The organism is Cryobacterium sp. TMS1-20-1 (assembly GCF_004402355.1).
Lineage (GTDB): Bacteria > Actinomycetota > Actinomycetes > Actinomycetales > Microbacteriaceae > Cryobacterium > Cryobacterium levicorallinum.
Genome location: NZ_SOGF01000052.1, coordinates 194,577 through 210,472, shown reverse-complemented (window position 1 = coordinate 210,472; position 15,896 = coordinate 194,577). Strand labels below are relative to the sequence as shown.

The 15,896-nt window shown below is 62.3% G+C and carries 14 protein-coding genes and 1 pseudogene; 4 read left to right on the top strand and 11 right to left on the bottom strand.

Annotation, left to right across the window (positions count from 1 at the left end):
• Positions 1-365: hypothetical protein (locus E3O45_RS17555; protein WP_166789490.1), on the top strand; the 365-nt coding region annotated here is incomplete at its 5' end.
• 1,046 nt (positions 366-1,411) lie between these two features.
• Here the strand turns inward: E3O45_RS17555 and E3O45_RS12270 are convergent.
• The 5 genes from E3O45_RS12270 to E3O45_RS12250 all read right to left on the bottom strand — a co-directional run bounded on the left by E3O45_RS12270 (position 1,412) and on the right by E3O45_RS12250 (position 5,195).
• Entirely contained in the window at positions 1,412-2,218 is an 807-nt protein-coding gene (locus tag E3O45_RS12270; protein WP_134443643.1) for a hypothetical protein, read from the bottom strand.
• A gap of 3 nt (positions 2,219-2,221) precedes the next feature.
• Positions 2,222-2,755, bottom strand: coding sequence for a hypothetical protein (locus E3O45_RS12265; protein WP_134443642.1), 534 nt, complete (start codon positions 2,753-2,755; stop codon positions 2,222-2,224).
• Positions 2,756-2,894: 139 nt separating this feature from the next.
• Positions 2,895-3,122, bottom strand: coding sequence for a hypothetical protein (locus E3O45_RS12260; protein ID WP_092448775.1), 228 nt, complete (start codon positions 3,120-3,122; stop codon positions 2,895-2,897).
• A gap of 341 nt (positions 3,123-3,463) precedes the next feature.
• Positions 3,464-4,699 (bottom strand): MFS transporter, encoded by a 1,236-nt coding sequence (locus E3O45_RS12255; protein WP_134443641.1) that lies wholly within the window; start codon positions 4,697-4,699, stop codon positions 3,464-3,466.
• 130 nt (positions 4,700-4,829) lie between these two features.
• The gene (locus tag E3O45_RS12250) at positions 4,830-5,195 is read right to left on the bottom strand and encodes a DUF4143 domain-containing protein (RefSeq protein WP_166789489.1); all 366 of its coding nucleotides are present in this window, start codon (positions 5,193-5,195) and stop codon (positions 4,830-4,832) included.
• A 242-nt stretch (positions 5,196-5,437) separates the two neighbouring features.
• Here E3O45_RS12250 and E3O45_RS12245 point away from each other — a divergent pair, with 242 nt between their 5' ends.
• Positions 5,438-6,835, top strand: coding sequence for a S8 family peptidase (locus tag E3O45_RS12245; protein WP_198418256.1), 1,398 nt, complete (start codon positions 5,438-5,440; stop codon positions 6,833-6,835).
• Positions 6,836-7,550: 715 nt separating this feature from the next.
• On the opposite strand, the gene E3O45_RS12235 is transcribed toward E3O45_RS12245, so the two are convergent.
• Positions 7,551-8,012, bottom strand: coding sequence for a type II toxin-antitoxin system RelE/ParE family toxin (locus E3O45_RS12235; protein ID WP_304988990.1), 462 nt, complete (start codon positions 8,010-8,012; stop codon positions 7,551-7,553).
• A gap of 241 nt (positions 8,013-8,253) precedes the next feature.
• Positions 8,254-9,582, bottom strand: a complete 1,329-nt coding sequence (locus E3O45_RS12230) for an NAD(P)/FAD-dependent oxidoreductase (protein WP_134443639.1) — start codon at positions 9,580-9,582, stop codon at positions 8,254-8,256.
• 163 nt (positions 9,583-9,745) lie between these two features.
• Between E3O45_RS12230 and E3O45_RS12225 the strand changes: the two are divergent.
• Both E3O45_RS12225 and E3O45_RS12220 read left to right on the top strand, forming a co-directional pair.
• A pseudogene (locus E3O45_RS12225) lies at positions 9,746-9,820 on the top strand (Na+/H+ antiporter NhaA); the annotation flags it as partial.
• Between the two features lie 151 nt (positions 9,821-9,971).
• On the top strand, positions 9,972-10,913 hold the full coding sequence (locus E3O45_RS12220) for a DMT family transporter (protein ID WP_134443638.1): 942 nt from the start codon (positions 9,972-9,974) through the stop codon (positions 10,911-10,913).
• Positions 10,914-11,020: 107 nt separating this feature from the next.
• Here the strand turns inward: E3O45_RS12220 and E3O45_RS12215 are convergent, their stop codons facing one another.
• The 4 genes from E3O45_RS12215 to E3O45_RS12205 form a co-directional block, all read right to left on the bottom strand.
• Entirely contained in the window at positions 11,021-12,637 is a 1,617-nt protein-coding gene (locus E3O45_RS12215; RefSeq protein ID WP_092448782.1) for an isocitrate lyase, read from the bottom strand.
• Between the two features lie 149 nt (positions 12,638-12,786).
• Positions 12,787-12,960 (bottom strand): hypothetical protein, encoded by a 174-nt coding sequence (locus E3O45_RS17550; RefSeq protein WP_166789488.1) that lies wholly within the window; start codon positions 12,958-12,960, stop codon positions 12,787-12,789.
• Complete coding sequence (locus E3O45_RS12210; protein WP_134443637.1) at positions 12,957-14,099, bottom strand: threonine synthase; 1,143 nt, start codon at positions 14,097-14,099, stop codon at positions 12,957-12,959. The genes E3O45_RS17550 and E3O45_RS12210 overlap by 4 nt, the downstream gene beginning before the upstream one ends.
• A 24-nt stretch (positions 14,100-14,123) precedes the next feature.
• Positions 14,124-15,860: an Ig-like domain-containing protein gene (locus E3O45_RS12205; RefSeq protein WP_134443636.1), complete on the bottom strand. Its 1,737-nt coding sequence runs from the start codon at positions 15,858-15,860 to the stop codon at positions 14,124-14,126.
• Positions 15,861-15,896: the final 36 nt, after the last annotated feature.

The window sequence follows — 15,896 nt, the reverse complement described above, 5'->3', positions numbered from 1 at the left end:
TCAGATGGGGCTCAACCACGCCGGTAGTGGGGCTGAACGATACGAATCACGCATCTGAACACTGGGGCTCACTGGCACCAAAGGTGGTGCCCATCGAAGCCAATATTCACATGACGGATCCACGCGACATTACCGCCGACGCCTGTGCCACAAACGACGCCTGCATAGCGGCGGTACGGTCAGAAGAAATTTCGATTTACCGTTTTGCGTCGCCGAACGACGCGGAGAAATTCGCGGAAACACTTGGCGATAACGGCCATCAATCCGACTGGATTGTCTTGGAATATCCAGGAGCCAAATTCGATTCCGATCCCACTAAATCGTCGTATGCCGGCCTTATCGACTCCATGTGGACGAGCGACTGACGACAACCAGCGAGTCAATCACCGGGACGTAGCAGGTCCCGCAGATGGTTCCCCTTTCGCGCACCGGGTCCGGCCCCCGGCGGCGTTGACGTTCTCGCGCGTGGGCATGATTCGCAACATCCTGATTGTCGCTCGAGGCGTGGACGTGCCGTTCACTAGCGAGATTTCATCAGCCCGGCTGAGGTGTCGGCAGCGGCGTTCGGCTCTGTTAGTTTTAGAAAAACTGCAGGACCGACGTTTAGGGGAACGGATGAATAGACGAAGACTTGCTTTGGCCGTGGGAGTGTTCGTGCTCCTGGCTCCGGTGTTGAGTGCCTGCACGGGGCCACCGGAACCTGGGCCTAGGTCACCGTCAGCAACAAGTTCTTCGGTGGACTCTTCGACATCGTCTACGCCCGTTCCCCAGTCAATCAAGCCGCCCGCCGCAACGGGCACGACACTCGGAACGTGGGTGAGCCTACCCAACACGGCACGTGGCGGTCCTATCGATGCTCACGGCGAAGGCCTATGGGTCGCCCTCAACTGCGCGGGGAGCGGAGCGGTGACGGTCGACATCGGCGACGTTACGTCGTCCACATTTCAGTGCACCTCAGACGACACGATGGCCTATGCCAATCACTTCAACCAGGCGCACGGACAAGCAACCGTCTCCGTGTCCGCAACGGGAGATGTTATATGGGGACTAACGATCTCCAGCACGCCGGTCACCAACTCGCCACAAGGCTGAGACCGATGCCCAGCGGCCGCGACTCGCCGCCGGTGCAGCACAGGTGTGTCGTCGATTTGTCCCCGGATGAGGTTCCCAAGTGACACGGCATCGGCTCGCTCGGCCATCGGTCATTTTGGACCAAGATCTGTCGCGCCGGCCGTCGCCTTGTGAGCCGGCCGGCTGACCTCGGAACCGAGACCACAGGAACCACGATTTGCGTCGCGCATCAACTTTTCCACGAATGCCTTGATCGAAGACCAAGACGGGGTAAGAAGTTCGCCCAACAGAATCTTTTCCCCGAAAAAGCGTTGGCAGGTCTTAATACTGCAATGCTTTTCTATCCTCCGAGGAGAACCCCGTGCACGAAGATGATCGCCGGGAATGTCGCGGTGAACGCCCAAAAGAAAGTGTCGAGGCCAATTAGTACGACGGTTCCGAGATGGAGCATGGCCCCGGCGAAAAGAAACGCGACCAGTACGCCAGGCGGAGCCACAAGGGCTACGGGAAAAATGATTTCCACGCCGATAACTGACCATCCGACGAAGCCTCCAAGCCAGTGTCGCCTACGAATTACGGCTGCGGCCGTGGAATGTCCATATGTAGCCGTGTTGAGAATGCTCTGCATCGCTGATCCTTGACGCCATTGTGCGTTGGATATCTTCGATATCCCCGCAGCGAAATATGCCAACAAAGCCTGCGCCGCGATGAAATACAAACCCACGGCTTGAAAAGGACTCGACGTTGGAATCAGGAAGGTGAATGCCAAACCCGCAAGGATGATGACCGATATTTGATTGGAGCCATCTTTGCCATAGCGAATTTGATAGGCCAGGAAAAGGCTTGACAGCAAAATGATCGTCACGTAAGCGGCGTAGAGCAGGTTGCTTTGAAACGGAGTGATGAGGGCTATGGAACAGACGATTCGAGCAATCACAACGACACGTAGCCACACTGAGCCGCTGTGCCCGACCATCCATCCACGTGACCCACCGTGTGACCTAGCGAGGATCTGTTTACTATTCCAGTCAAACAGCCCGCTCAATCCGAATTCTTTCAAGCTGAAGAGTAATTGCAGAGAACCTTGAAGAATGCCTATGCCCACGATGACGGCGGTAATTCGTGCGGCGCTCTCGATTGTCAACATGGCTTATGACACCGGGTGAGTCAGCGAATAGAAACGAACGAGTGGCACAGATGCTCCGCTTGGACCGCGTGTTTCAATCAAAGCGAATTGGTATAAGGCCTGCGATGACAATGAACCTCCGAGGCGTTTGCGTGCGACGTCAAGCAAGATTATGTATGGCGCGGTGAACTGAAGCCTGTCTGTAGAGCAGTTGATACTGGAAAGCGCCAGCAGCTGGAACAATTCGATCATGCCCTCTCGGTAGCGTTTTCGAGGGTTCCAAAGTGGATAGAGAATTCCTCTCGGGGATAAATTCAACTCCAACCATGGGCTGAAGGTCGTTTCCTTGTCGCGACTGCGATAGACAAAGTGATAGTTGCTCGCACCGGGATCTGGCGTGAAAAACGACCATTTTGGTACGAGCGTGAACCGGTCAAACCGTGTCGTTAGCCGGCTGAGCCGATTATTTTTCTGAAATGCGATCGTCAGTAAAAACCAGACAGAGAAAACAACCATTCCAATAACTCCGAAGACGGAGCTTGCAATATCACTCATCATGTGGACTTCCCCAGATCGAATCGGTCGGCGAACAACTTGTAACGCAAGCCACTTGACGAGCGAACTCGTAGCGGAATCGTTTACCGATTTTGGTAGCAGGCAGCTGTTGGTGATTTGAGAACACGAAGCAGAGTCCGGTTCACTTCGATCGGGCGGCCCTCGCGCGTGCCTGGAAGGCTCGAAGAACCTCCAACGTCTGTGCCGGTCGGTGCTCTACAGGTACTTCTGCAAGCTCGTCGCTCATACCCTCGGTGTCGCAACGTATAGCCGAACCCCCGTCCGTGACGATCCAGTCGTCCTGGGGGTCGACAGGGGTGACGAGGCTGTCGAGGGTCGAGAGTTCTAGATCCGTGAGGCTGATGGCCATGTGCGTTCCGTCTTTCGCTCTCGGAGAATATTTACAGACGCGCTCTCACTATGAATCCAGAATAACTTGCGGTCGCTCATAATCTAGCGGCCGGTCCACAGAAACGAAAGCCGTGAAGGTTCAACAGCCTGATATTTATTCTCAAAATTGTCTTTCGTCAACAATGAAAAAAGAGCATGACAGACATCTCAGTTCGTTATAGGAAGGCCTTGCATCGCAGTGTTCTGGGGTAGCGGAGCATCAACCCGCCATCCGCGCTGAGTGCGATTACCTCCCGACGGCAGGAACTCTCTCGCATGCCGTTCAAAGTTGCTGTTTGACAGGGTCACAGTCGGGTAGCGCTAATCGTTGCGCGCGGTTACTAGCGCCGTGTCAGAGTCAGAACTTGCTTGCAGTTCAGATCGAAACAGCCACCAAACGATTACGCCACAGCAGATGAAAAGGGTGCCGCTCGCCAGGAACGGCACGGACAAGGACAGCGACGAAGCGAGGACCCCGCCGAGGGCTGCTCCCACAGTGAGACCGATAAGACCGAGGACCTTTGACGATGCGTTGACCCGCCCTCGGAAGTGCTCGGGGACAAGGCGCTGCCGAAGCGAGCTCACGCAGATACCCCACACGACGGAGTGCAGGATGTACGCGGTTAGGAGAGCCGCGGCTACCCATGGAATCCGGACGAACGCGAGCGCGAACATGGATGCCGCGCCGAGGCAGAGACTGCCCACGATCGTCCATCCGTATCCCGCACGTGAACGCAGTGGAGCAGTGATGATCGAACCGACAAGACCGCCGAGTGCTGACACCGCCAGAATCAGGCCGTACCCGGCGGAGCCAAGTCCTAGAGTCTGCTGAGCAAATAACACCAGAACGGAAAACGGCATCATGTATGCGACACTCGCGAGTCCGCCAACTACAGCCAGGCCGCGCAATAAACGGTGGCCCCGAAGCCACCTGGCACCGTCCGCGGCTTCACGAAACACGGATCGGCGAGGCGAGGGAAGGGCGTTGACGACGCCCCGACGCGGGAGCGCGAGGAAGAAGAACCCGGCCGCTGCATAGAGGCCGCCAGCGGCCAGGACCGGAACCGCCACCCCGAGGGCGAACAGGAGGCCGCCCAGTGGTGGCCCAGCGAATTCATCGGCGAGGAGTTGAGCTGCCGAGATGCGGCTGTTCGCCTGGTCTAGTTTGTTCGCTGGAACGACCGACGGCAGGATCGACAGGGCTGCGTTGTCCGCGGCGGTCTCCAGGATTCCGACGCCCGCAAGGACGACATACAGGAGCGGAACGGATCCGAAACCGATTGCGAACAAGACCGCCATCATGATCAACAGCGACGCTCGGCTGAGATTCGTGATCCACAGGATCGTTCGACGGTCGTAGCGATCGACGTAGACCCCGACCGGAACCACCACAAGCAACCGCATCGCCGAGTATATGGCGGCAAGGCCGGCGATGAGAATGGCATCCGTCGTCAATGATGTTGCCAGCAGCGGTATCGCCACAAAAATCAAGCCGTCGCTCAGGTTACCGGCCGCATTGCCCGCCCAAAGCTGCCTGAACCCTCTACCTAACGACACGAACAAACCCTAGCCGCCCCGAGCCATCAAGCCGCCAAGAGACGTCCCGTACAAGGTTCCCCGTGAGGGCTCTCTCGTGAGCGCTTTGCCGCAAGCCGCTGCGGCAGCCCTGGCATTCGCAGGGCGTCGGTCAGGCGGTGAGCAACGCGAGCGGGATGACCGCCACGCCATCCTGTCGGCGATAGGCGTGGGTGCCAGCGTTGATGACAACGAGGTCGACAATTTGGTCGGGAAGTGACTCCTTCAGCCACAGCAGGTGGCGAACGTCCTGGTCGGTGATGGCGGACTTGAGCTTGACTTCAATACCGACAGCTTCTGCGTCTCCTCGGTGGATGACGAAGTCAATCTCGTGTCGCCCATCATGGTCGCGGAAAGGCGACAGCTGCGCGTCGTTCGCCGCCGCATAGGTCTGGAGGCTGAGGGCCACGAGTGCTTCGAAGAAGTCGCCGAGGCGAGTCCGGTCGCGGTTGTTCGTCGCGGGCCCGGTGGCTGACATCAGTTTGACCGCGTTGAGGCCCAGGAGGCGCGGCAGGAAGTAGAGGGCGGTGCCACTGACCCCCGAAGCTGAACATTGGGGTATACCACAGCAGCCCGCGAAGCGCAGTCCCCTCATGAGCCGACGTGTGATCATCTGCGGCAAGTCGTACCTTTCAATTGCACCTGTGTTGAACGCTCAATATGGGCAAAGTCATTGGTGACTACTTGGCAATCCACTACCCACAAGGAAAAGGATTTTTCATGCATAAAAGATTTTCGGAACAGATGCGTCTCAAGCTCTTCACCGCAGCGGCTGCCTCGTCGGCGATCCTGATCGGCATGACCGGAGTGGCCCTTAGCACGCCCGCTTCGGCTGCTCCCGCCCCTCAAGCCAACGGTACCGCTGCTGCCGCAGTCCCCGGAGAGCTCGTCGTCGGCTACGTGGCCGGCGCCTCCGCCGACCAGCGCGAGCGTGCTCGCGGGCACGCCTCGGCACGGTTCGCCGAGCGCATCGTTGCCGCGGCCGCCGACCGCACCGAGGTCGAGCTCGTCCGTCTGCCGCAGGGCAAGAACCTGGACGAGGCGATCGCGCAGCTGAAGAGTGACCCCGCCGTCGCCTACGCCGAGCCGAACTACGTCCTGACCCACCAGGCCACCGCCACCGACCCCATCTTCACCAGCACCAATACCTCCCAGGATCTCTGGGGCATGTACGGCGACGCCTCGACCCCCGCCAACGCCTACGGCAGCCAGGCCGCCGAGGCCTGGACCGCCCGCCACACGGGGTCGAAGAGCGTCTACGTCGGCATCATCGACGAGGGCATCCAGTACACCCACCCCGAGCTCAACGGGCAGGTCTGGACCAACCCCTACGAGATCGCGGGGGACGGCATCGACAACGACGGCAACGGCTACGTCGACGACGTCAACGGCTGGGACTTCGCCAACAGCGACAACACCATCTATGACGGTGGCTCCAGAGGCTCGCTCGACAACCACGGCACGCACGTGTCCGGGACCATCGGCGCCAAGGCCAACAACGGGCAAGGCGTAGCCGGCATGAACTGGGACGTGACCCTGATCAGCGGAAAGTTCCTCGGCCGCCAGGGCGGATCCCTGGCCGACGCGGTCAAGTCGGTCGACTACTTCACCGACCTCAAGACCCGCCACGGCCTGAACATCGTGGCGACCAACAACAGCTGGGGCGGCGGCGCCTTCTCCCAGACCCTGCTCGACGCCATCACGCGCGCCAACGCCGCGAACATCCTGTTCGTCGCGGCCGCCGGCAACAGCGGCACGAACAACGACACGACGGCGTCCTACCCGTCCAACTACGACGTCGCCAACGTCATCGCAGTCGCCGCCATCAACCGCAATGGGGCGCTGGCGTCCTTCAGCCAGTACGGCGCCACGACCGTCGACCTCGGCGCCCCCGGAGTCGGTGTCTGGTCGACGACCGCCTTCAACACCTACTCGTCCTACAACGGCACCTCCATGGCCACGCCACACGTCACGGGCGCGGCCGCCCTCTACGCCTCCACGCACCCCGGTGCGACAGCGGCGCAGATCAAGAGCGCGATCCTGAGCTCGGTCGTCCCGACGGCCTCCCTCAGCGGCAAGACGGTCACCGGCGGACGGCTCAACGTCAGCGGCTTCTGACCTAGAAGACGGTCAGCGGGTGCGGTCGGGGCGAGAGCCCGGACCACACCCGCTGACCGTTGCCGAGCGCCGTCTCCAAGACTCACTGACAGTTGACGACGCCACGCTCAACAACGGGCTCGTCGTACACCACGTCCGTGGACTCAACTCGCCGTCATTGCGGCGCGTCTCAGTTTGGTGTTCGGCGCCACAGCGGCGAGTGATCTGGACAGTGTGATCCTCAGCCTCGGCGAACACGTCGGTCGAGTGCTTGCTTAGGGCTGATGATAACCGAGTCGTGGTGCGAAGGTCATTGATCAGAGTCATGTGATCATCGTGGTCGGAATGCATTCGGAAGTACAGACACTACCGGCGCTGCGCATCAGTCATGATCGCTCTGGACCAGCCGCAGTCATCCAGCGACAGTAACTGCTGATAGGACATGGATACCCCTGACGAAGTATTGAGCGGAATCTCTGATCGAGGTCCGACCATCGTCATTTGCGGCACGTGCCCACTTCTTGCCCACAATCGTGGCGCAATCAGTGCTCAATCATGATCGCTATTGTGAGTGAAAACGACTCTTGATCGGCTATTCGCCGTCGGGAGGACGACTGGAAAAGGTCCGTGGTTCGCCCTCCGGAGGCACGGGCGGCAGTTCGAATCTGCCTGGGGCACACTCTGAAAGCCCCGGTCACGCCAGTTGCAGCAATTGTTCGTTGCGTTCAGGCCGCAACTATCTGGGCCGATACACATCGGCGCGGCGATCCACCTGCACGACGATGATCACCAGCCGTTCCTCGACGATGTCGTAAATAATGCGATAGGGGCCACGGCGCGCGCTCCACAGACCTTCGAGTTCGCGTTGCAAAGGGTTACCAACTCGCCGCGGGTATCGGGCGAGGTCTCCGTAGACGAACTCAATTATCGCTGGCACAATCCGGGGCGGTACTCCTTGTAAATCTCGGCGGGCCGAACCAGCGAATTCGACCTCGTCGCTCTTCTCGTCGTCCGAGCTCACTTCGACGATCGACGGGGGAACGTTGAACTCGGCGCGCATCTCGTCCTCGCCAATCGTGCGACCGTCGACCAGCTCCTGGCGCGCTTGGGCGACGGCAGCGAGAGTCCCGGGCCGAGAAAGCCAAAAGAGCGTCTCCTGCAACGAATCCCATTCATCGGCTCCGATCAAAACCGCCACCGGGGATCAATTTTTCGTGATCGTCACCTGCTCGTGAGTGAGTGACATCGCGTCGACGAACTCACTCAGCCGGTCCTTGACCTTAGAAATCGGTAACGTCTGCAGGCCAATACCGTAGGCCCGAATCCTGGCCATGAATAGGCCCATATAGTGACTCTTCTTGGCGATCGTTATCTTGCGGTGAGCGAACGGATCAGTCTGCCGCGATCTGTCGCGTGTCGTCGCGACCTTTGCGCCCCGGTCATCGGCTGGCCCACAACTCAGCGATTGGGATCTCCCGATTCAGAACGTTCGATGCGGCGCGGTGGCCGGAACAGAGCGCCGCGGTGACCGTGGCAGGGTCATCCGTCCAGGTCGCCTCTCCGGCGATGTGGAGCACCCCGCCGACGGGTGTCGCGAGGTCGTCGTGGTCGGCCGTGGTAGCGCCGCGCGTCATGTACGCGTAGGAACCACGAGCAAAGGGATCATCCTGCCACGCGGTGATGTCAACCCGGGTTGGAAACTCCACCTTGTCGCCGTACAGCCTCCGCAGCTGCGCCAGAACCGAGTCAACAACCTGCAGGTCAGTCCAGTTACGGATCTCGCGGGCCGCAGGCCCGGCGGCGAAAGTCAGCAGGGTAGGCGTTCCGTGCAGGGCCGTCAGGTCGTACCAGGAGTGCCACGCGCGACCCTCGGGTCCTTGTTGCCGGATTGCATAGACTCCGTCGTCCCAAAATTTCGTCGGAAACCGCAGGAAAATCTTCTCGAATGCGTTCATGCTCAGGCGCCCCAGGGCGCCCACGTTTGGTTCTGGGAGCGGCGGTTCGATGGTGAGGTCCGGCGACTGGAGAACCCCGACGGGCACCGTCACGACGGCCGTGTCCGCCGTCAAAGCGCCATGGTCTGTCGTGACCGTGACGTCCGTTGAGGACCATCGCACGTGGGTGACGACGTGCTCCAGGCGGATGTCGAGTCCGGTCGCGAGGTGCGTGGCCAGTCGATCATAGCCGTCGAGAAAAACCACCTCGTCACCCTCTATGACATCGTCGTCGAGTCCGTGGGCGGCAAGATCATCGATCCAAACCCCGTACTGCTCTTCGCTGCGGTGCTGCAAAAACTCCCGCACACGTTCGGCCCGAGCCGGGTGCCAGCCCTGGCCAGCGAGCGCTGTCTCGGTCACGTCGCGGTAGGAGGCATCCGCTTCTGACGCAGCGACCGCCTTGACGAGCGCGGCATCAACCGAGCGGATGTCGTCGGTGAAGGCCCGCGCGGCATCATCGGGCAGTCGCTCGCCGCTCGGACCGTAGTACGCGATGGGGCGGCTGTCCGGTTGGTATCCGCCGACCGTGAACTCCACGGTTGGCATCCCAAATGCCGCGGCCGCTGCTGCGACGGGGTTGTCGGTGATGCCGTGGATCCAGGATGCGCCGCGGTCGGTGACGAACCCGTCAGTGCGATCCGTGCAGACCCGGCCGCCCACACGGTCGCGGGCCTCGAGCACCACGACGCTGCGGCCGGCGTTCGCCAGCAGTCGAGCAGCGGCCAGCCCCGCCACCCCGGCGCCAACCACGATCGCATCGAAATGTTCCATGCCTAACCTTCTCCTACGGGGGCGAGCAGCGCTGCCAAAGTCGGCTGACATTCAGCTGTGAGCCCACTCTCCCATGCTCGTCCTCGATGACGGCGGCAGGGGTCGCTGAGCGTTTGATCTTGACCGTACGGGGATGCGCATGTCTGGTTGATACCGCAAACGCTGGCCGATTCCCACGGCCACCGACATTGCATTCGCTCTCGGAATCCTCGCGGTGTTCGGCAAGGGCATTCCCTCCCCGTCGGGCGGCACACCACCGCCACCTGCGCACCCGCGAACAGACGGAGCTCCAGACCAGTAGCTAGACTGGTTTACCTGATCGGGGAGGTTGTGGATGGCTGGAAAGAACAGCGTCGGGCCGGCCAAGCCGCAGCCGTGATCGAGGCGCTGTGAATCGGCATCGCCTCGCCGGAATCGGCGCGATCACCGTCACGTCCATTCTGTGGGGCACCACCGGAACCGCCGCGACTCTCGCGCCCGGCGTTGGGCCGCTCGCGATCGGCTCAGCGGCTCTCGGCATCGGGGGGATTCTGCAGGCCGTCATCGCCATCCCCGCGCTTCGGGCCGCCCTGCCCGCCGTGCGCGGCAATTTGCGGCTGATCGTTCTCGGCGCGGTGGCGGTCATGATCTACCCCCTCGCCTTCTACGGTTCCATGCACTTCGCGGGCGTCGCGATCGGATCGGTCGTGTCACTCGCCTCCGCGCCCCTCGCCTCCGGCCTCCTCGAATTCCTGCTCGAACACAAACGACTCAGCCGGTGGTGGGCCCTGGCGGCGGGCCTGGGAATCATCGGCAGCACGCTGCTGTGCCTGTCCAAGATGACGGATGCCGCAGAGTCGGCCGGTCAGACCGTGGCCGGCATCTCCCTCGGACTCCTCGCCGGGGCAACCTATGCCACCTATTCCTGGGCAGCACACCGCCTCATGAACCGAGGCATCAGCCGCGCAGCATCGATGGGCTTCGTGTTCGGGCTCGGCGGCACGCTCCTGCTGCCCGTGCTCATTGTCACCGGCGCCCCGCTGCTCGCATCCACCCAGGCCTTCAGCGTTGCCGCGTACATGGCGATCATTCCGATGTTCCTCGGCTACCTTCTGTTCGGCTACGGCCTGACCCGCGTCTCGGCCAGCACCGCCACAACGATCACGCTCACAGAACCGGCAATAGCGGCCATCCTCGCTGTGCTCATCGTCGGCGAACGCCTCACGACGCTCGGCTGGGTCGGCCTCGCGGTCATCGCCGGCGTCCTGGCCATCCTGGCGATTGCCCCGACCAACGAAGTCGAGCGCAAGACCGCGACCTCAACGCAGAGAATACCCGCCGCGACCCGGTGACCGGGTCGGCGCATCCGCTCGTCAGAGGCTGTCTCGTCAACGGCTGTTCGGGCACACGAAGAGGCCTCAGTCTTTCGACTGAGGCCTCTTCGTTACTCCAATTTGACTTAGTGGCTACTCAAAGCCGGTTCCTCGAACTGGTTGCTCGTGTTGTTCACGCCGCCAGCCTTCAGCGCGGCTTCGCCGGCGAAGTACTCCTTGTGGTTGTCACCCAGGTCGGAGCCCGACATGTTCTGGTGCTTGACCGTGGCGATTCCCTCACGGATTTCGCGACGCTGCACGCCCTTGACGTAGGCGAGCATGCCCTGGTCGGCGAAGTAGCCCTTGGCCAGGTCATCCGTCGAGAGTGCGGCCGTGTGGTACGTCGGCAGGGTGATGAGGTGGTGGAAGATGCCAGCCTCTTTCGAGCTGTCGCGCTGGAAGGTGCGGATCTTCTCGTCGGCGTTCACGGCCAGTTCGGTCTCGTCGTAGTCGACGCTCATGAGCTTGGCACGGTCGTAAGCGGAGACGTCCTTACCCTCGGCGAGGAGTGCGTCGTAGGCCTGCTGGCGGAAGTTCAAGGTCCAGTTGAACGACGGGCTGTTGTTGTAGACCAGCTTGGCGTTCGGAATGACCTTGCGCACCTCGTTCATCATGCCCGCGATCTGGCCGATGTGCGGCTTCTCGGTTTCGATCCAGAGCAGGTCGGCACCGTTCTGCAGCGACGTGATGCTGTCGAGCACGCAACGCGCCTCGCCGGTTCCGGCGCGGAACTGGAACAGGTTGCTGGCCAGGCGCTTCGGGCGAAGCAGCTTCCCATCGCGCTTGATGACGACGTCGCCGTTGCCGAGGTCGGCTTCGGTGATCTCGTCGACGTCGAGGAAGGAGTTGTACTGGTCGCCCAGGTCGCCGGGCGTGTACGTCACGGCGAGCTTCTGCGTGAGGCCGGCACCGAGCGAGTCGGTGCGCGAGACGATGATGCCGTTCTCGATACCGAGCTCGAGGAACGCATAGCGAACGGCGTTCAGCTTGGCGATGAAGTCTTCGTGAGGAACGGTGACCTTGCCGTCCTGGTGGCCACACTGCTTCTCGTCCGACACCTGGTTCTCGATCTGAATGGCGCAGGCGCCAGCCTCGATCATTTTCTTGGCCAGGAGGTAGGTGGCTTCGGGGTTACCGAAGCCGGCATCGATGTCGGCGATGATCGGCACAACATGGGTCTCGAAGTTGTCAATCTGCACCTGGATCGCAGCTGCCTTGGCGTCGTCGCCAACGATGCGGGCGTTGTCGAGGCCGGTGAAGAGCAGGTCGAGCTCGCGGGCATCGGCCTGGCGGAGGAAGGTGTAAATCTCCTCGACGAGAGCGGGAACGGTCGTCTTCTCGTGCATGGACTGGTCGGGGAGCGGACCGAATTCGCTGCGCAGCGCCGCAACCATCCAGCCGGACAGGTACAGGTAGCGCTTGTTGGTGGTCTTGAGGTGCTTCTTGATCGAGATCATCTTCTGCTGGCCGATGAAGCCGTGCCACACACCGAGCGACTGGGTGTAGATGGAGGAATCTCCGTCGTACTCCCCCATGTCCTTGCGCATGATGTCGGCCGTGTACTGCGCGATCTCCAGGCCGGTCTTGAAACGGTTCTGGGCACGCATGCGGGCGACAGACTCCGGGTTGATGGCGTCCCAGCTGCTTCCAACCTGCTGTTTGAGGGCTTCGATGGCCGCGATGTCTTTCCGGTAGACAGTCATGTTAATTCCTTCGACGTGTGAGTTGGGCTGAGCCGGAACTTCTGACTCAACGAGCCGCTATCGGCTGATAAACCCAGATTGGCGCAAGAACAGTGAGTCTTTCCCAAGAAAGTCGAGAGAATAAATGTGATTCTTCTGCAATTGAAAAGTTATTCGCGGAGTTGGGTGTTCTCGGGGGCATCTCCGGGCACGACGATGACCAGCCGGCACCTGGGGCACCGATGGCACTCTTCCAGACCGTCAGCGGTGTCGACGCCGTCCGGGATCATCTCGGTGCCGCAGGCCGGGCAAGCGGGACCGTCGTCGTCAAAGTCCTTCATCACACGGGCGATTTCAGGCCGGCGCCGCACAGCGGCACGACCACGGACTCGGCCGTGAGCAGGCTCGCGGCCACCGCCCAGGTGGGACTGGCTTTGTCGAACGTCGAGTCAACGGCGGCGCGCACGGCAGCGAAGCAGACAGCCGAGGTCGGCTCGACGAAGAGTCCCTCGTCGGCCAATTCCTGCCGCGCGCCCGCGGTTTGCCGGTCACTGACGGAAACGATCGTGCCACCGGTGGCACGCACAGCGGACAGAATCTGCCGGCCCCGGGGAGGCGCCGCGATGGCGATACCCGCGGCGATCGTGGTGCCGCCGTCAACCGCCGCGGGCATCGCGAAGCCCTGCGCCATGGCCTGTTCCAGCGGCGAACAAGCGGATGCCTGCACCGCGACAATCCGCGGCATCCGCTCGGCGAGACCAGCGGCGACCAGCTCGCTGAAAGCGAGGTAACAGCCGAGCACCAGCGTGCCGTTGCCGACCGGAACCACCACCGTCTCGGGCAGCGAGCGCCCGCGTTGCTCCCAGATCTCATAACCGTAGGTCTTCACGCCGTGCAGAAAGTACGGGTGATAGACGTGGCTCGCGTACATGACGCCGGGTCGGCCCGCTGCCCGCAGGGCCGCCGCGGAGGTATCCGCGCGCGAGCCGGGTACCAGCTCGACCGTGGCGCCGTGCGTCCGCATCTGCGCGAGCTTGCCGGGCGAGGTGGACTCGGGAACGTAGACCGTGCAGCCGATGCCGGCCCGCCCGAAATAGGCGGCCATCGACGTGCCGGCGTTTCCGCTGCTGTCGACCATGGCGTTGGTCACACCGAGCCGTTGGGCGAGGGTCGCGAGCAAGACCGCGCCGCGGTCTTTGAACGAGAGCGTCGGCAGCAGAAAGTCGAGTTTGAGCTGTACGTGGGCGAGAGCGCGGGACGGCACGAGGGGCGTGAAGCCCTCTCCCAGGGTGATCGACGGGTCGACGGCGATCGGCAGCGCCTCGGCATAGCGCCAGAGCGAGGGGGCGCGGCCGGGCAGCGCCCGGGCATCCACTTTAATGTCGAATTCGGCGACGTCGAGTAGGCCGCCGCAGGTGCAGCGCCAGACCAGGCTCTCGACCGGATAGACGGCGGCGCACTCGGAGCAGACAAGGTCAGGCATCCCTCGATGCTAGCTGCCCCGCCGTCAGCTGCCGGTGGTGAACCTCCAGATGCTCGTCGAGACGGGGTTGCCGGCCAGATCACGCACGGCACTGCTGCCGCCGGTGACCGTGACGGTGAAGTTGGTGGCGGAGGCCAAGGTGCTGCTCGGGTTCAGAATCCACTGATTCGTTGTGCCGCTGCGGGAGACGACGGCGGCGATCGCAACGCCGGTCGCGGTGTTCTTCAGCCTGAAAGTGGATGCCGCCACCCCCGCCATTCCCTCGCTGAACGTCACCGAGACACTCGCGGTGCGGCTGGCACCCGTCGCCCCGCTGGCGGGAGTGCGCGTGGTGATCGTTGGCGCCGGGCCGGTCGTGAAGCTCCAGCCGGTTGACACCAGCGGTGTGCCCGTCGCATCACGAATTGCTGCGGCTCCGCCGGTGAGGCTGACGCTGTATTTGGTGTCTGGCGCGAGGGTCGCGGTCGGATTGAGCGTCGCGACCCGGGTGGTCGCGTTGTAGCTGACCGCGGCGGAGAGAACCGTGCCGGCCGGATTCTTCACCCGCATCGTTGTCGTCGACAGCCCCTGCACGGCTTCGCTGAAGGTTGCGGTCGCGTTGGCGGTCTGCGCGACCCGGGTGGCCAGGCTGACCGGTGATTTCGCCGTGACGGTTGGCGGGACCTCCGCCGCCACGATCGGGCTCAGAAAACCGCTCCTGGCGGTGTTCCAGTGGGTGGCCAGGTAGTTCGACGCGGGCGGCGTGCCCGGGAAATAGTAGTCCTCGTCGTGACAGTCGATGGCCCAGTCGGTTCCCGGGCAGGTGAAAGTCAGGGTGCCGCCCGCGGCGAAGTAAGGCCCGCCGTCGTCGTAACACATGAGGTCGGCCTCGTCGTAGCAGTGGCCGGCCTGGCTGGAATGCGGCGCCGAGTACTGCACCGCCCCGATATTGTGGCCGATTTCGTGGGCGATCACGAGCAGGTCCAGGTAGGCCGACATCGAATAGCGCGGCCGAGTGTCGTTGTTGGCGTTCAGCGCGGGATTCGGCTGGTCGTCGATCGAGAGCTCACCCTGACCCCCGTAGGGATAGACATCCTGAATCTGATCGATATAGGTGATGTACAGACGATCATTGGCGATGAAGTCGACCGGTCCCAGCCCGAATGCGACCTGATTTTGCAGGCTCCAGATGTAATCGTTGAAGTCGTAGGTGGCGTCGGATCCGACCGGCAGCAGGGTCACGTTGCGCACCGTGACGTCGACGCCGTTGGTGCACAGAAAGCGGTAGTTCTGGCTGGTGGCGGCATCCGCTGCCTCGAGATTGTTGTTCACTTGCCGCATCACGTCACGCAGGGGGGCCAACATTGTTGCGTACCGGTTGGTGCGATCCTGCGGAACCCCGTAGATCACCTCGATGCGCTTGCCACTCACACCGCCGGCGCTGCACAGCGCGGTCAGCTCAGAGGCCGGTACGGCGGAAACGCTCTCTTCTGCCGCAGCGGATGTCTGTTTCAGCCTGGCCGCGCCGCCGAACGCCTCGACCGGGTCGGGTCCGTGGCTGCACAGCTTGGTTCTGGCGAGCGTCAGCTTCAACCGGTCACACAGCTTGGACAGGTCGGGGGCGGTCTGCGCTGCTGTCGGCGCTGCTACCGGCGCTGTGACGGCGTCGGCGGCATTGGCTGGCAGCGGTGCAACCGCGGTGACGAAAATGGCACTCAACGCGAGCACGGCGAGGCTACGGCGAATAATGCGGGACGGCTTCGGAGCGCGAACAAATGTCATTTTCGTGTCCTTCCGGTGCTGGCCACGATTCGACCC

Excerpts from the sequence above, each read along its gene's own strand:
- E3O45_RS12260 (WP_092448775.1), bottom strand. The coding sequence starts at position 3,122 with ATGGCCATCAGCCTCACGGATCTAGAACTCTCGACCCTCGACAGCCTC.
- E3O45_RS12270 (WP_134443643.1), bottom strand. The coding sequence starts at position 2,218 with ATGTTGACAATCGAGAGCGCCGCACGAATTACCGCCGTCATCGTGGGC.
- E3O45_RS12205 (WP_134443636.1), bottom strand. The coding sequence starts at position 15,860 with ATGACATTTGTTCGCGCTCCGAAGCCGTCCCGCATTATTCGCCGTAGC.
- E3O45_RS12265 (WP_134443642.1), bottom strand. The coding sequence starts at position 2,755 with ATGATGAGTGATATTGCAAGCTCCGTCTTCGGAGTTATTGGAATGGTT.
- E3O45_RS12210 (WP_134443637.1), bottom strand. The coding sequence starts at position 14,099 with ATGCCTGACCTTGTCTGCTCCGAGTGCGCCGCCGTCTATCCGGTCGAG.
- E3O45_RS12230 (WP_134443639.1), bottom strand. The coding sequence starts at position 9,582 with ATGGAACATTTCGATGCGATCGTGGTTGGCGCCGGGGTGGCGGGGCTG.
- E3O45_RS12245 (WP_198418256.1), top strand. The coding sequence starts at position 5,438 with ATGCATAAAAGATTTTCGGAACAGATGCGTCTCAAGCTCTTCACCGCA.
- E3O45_RS12215 (WP_092448782.1), bottom strand. The coding sequence starts at position 12,637 with ATGACTGTCTACCGGAAAGACATCGCGGCCATCGAAGCCCTCAAACAG.
- E3O45_RS12250 (WP_166789489.1), bottom strand. The coding sequence starts at position 5,195 with ATGTCAGCCACCGGGCCCGCGACGAACAACCGCGACCGGACTCGCCTC.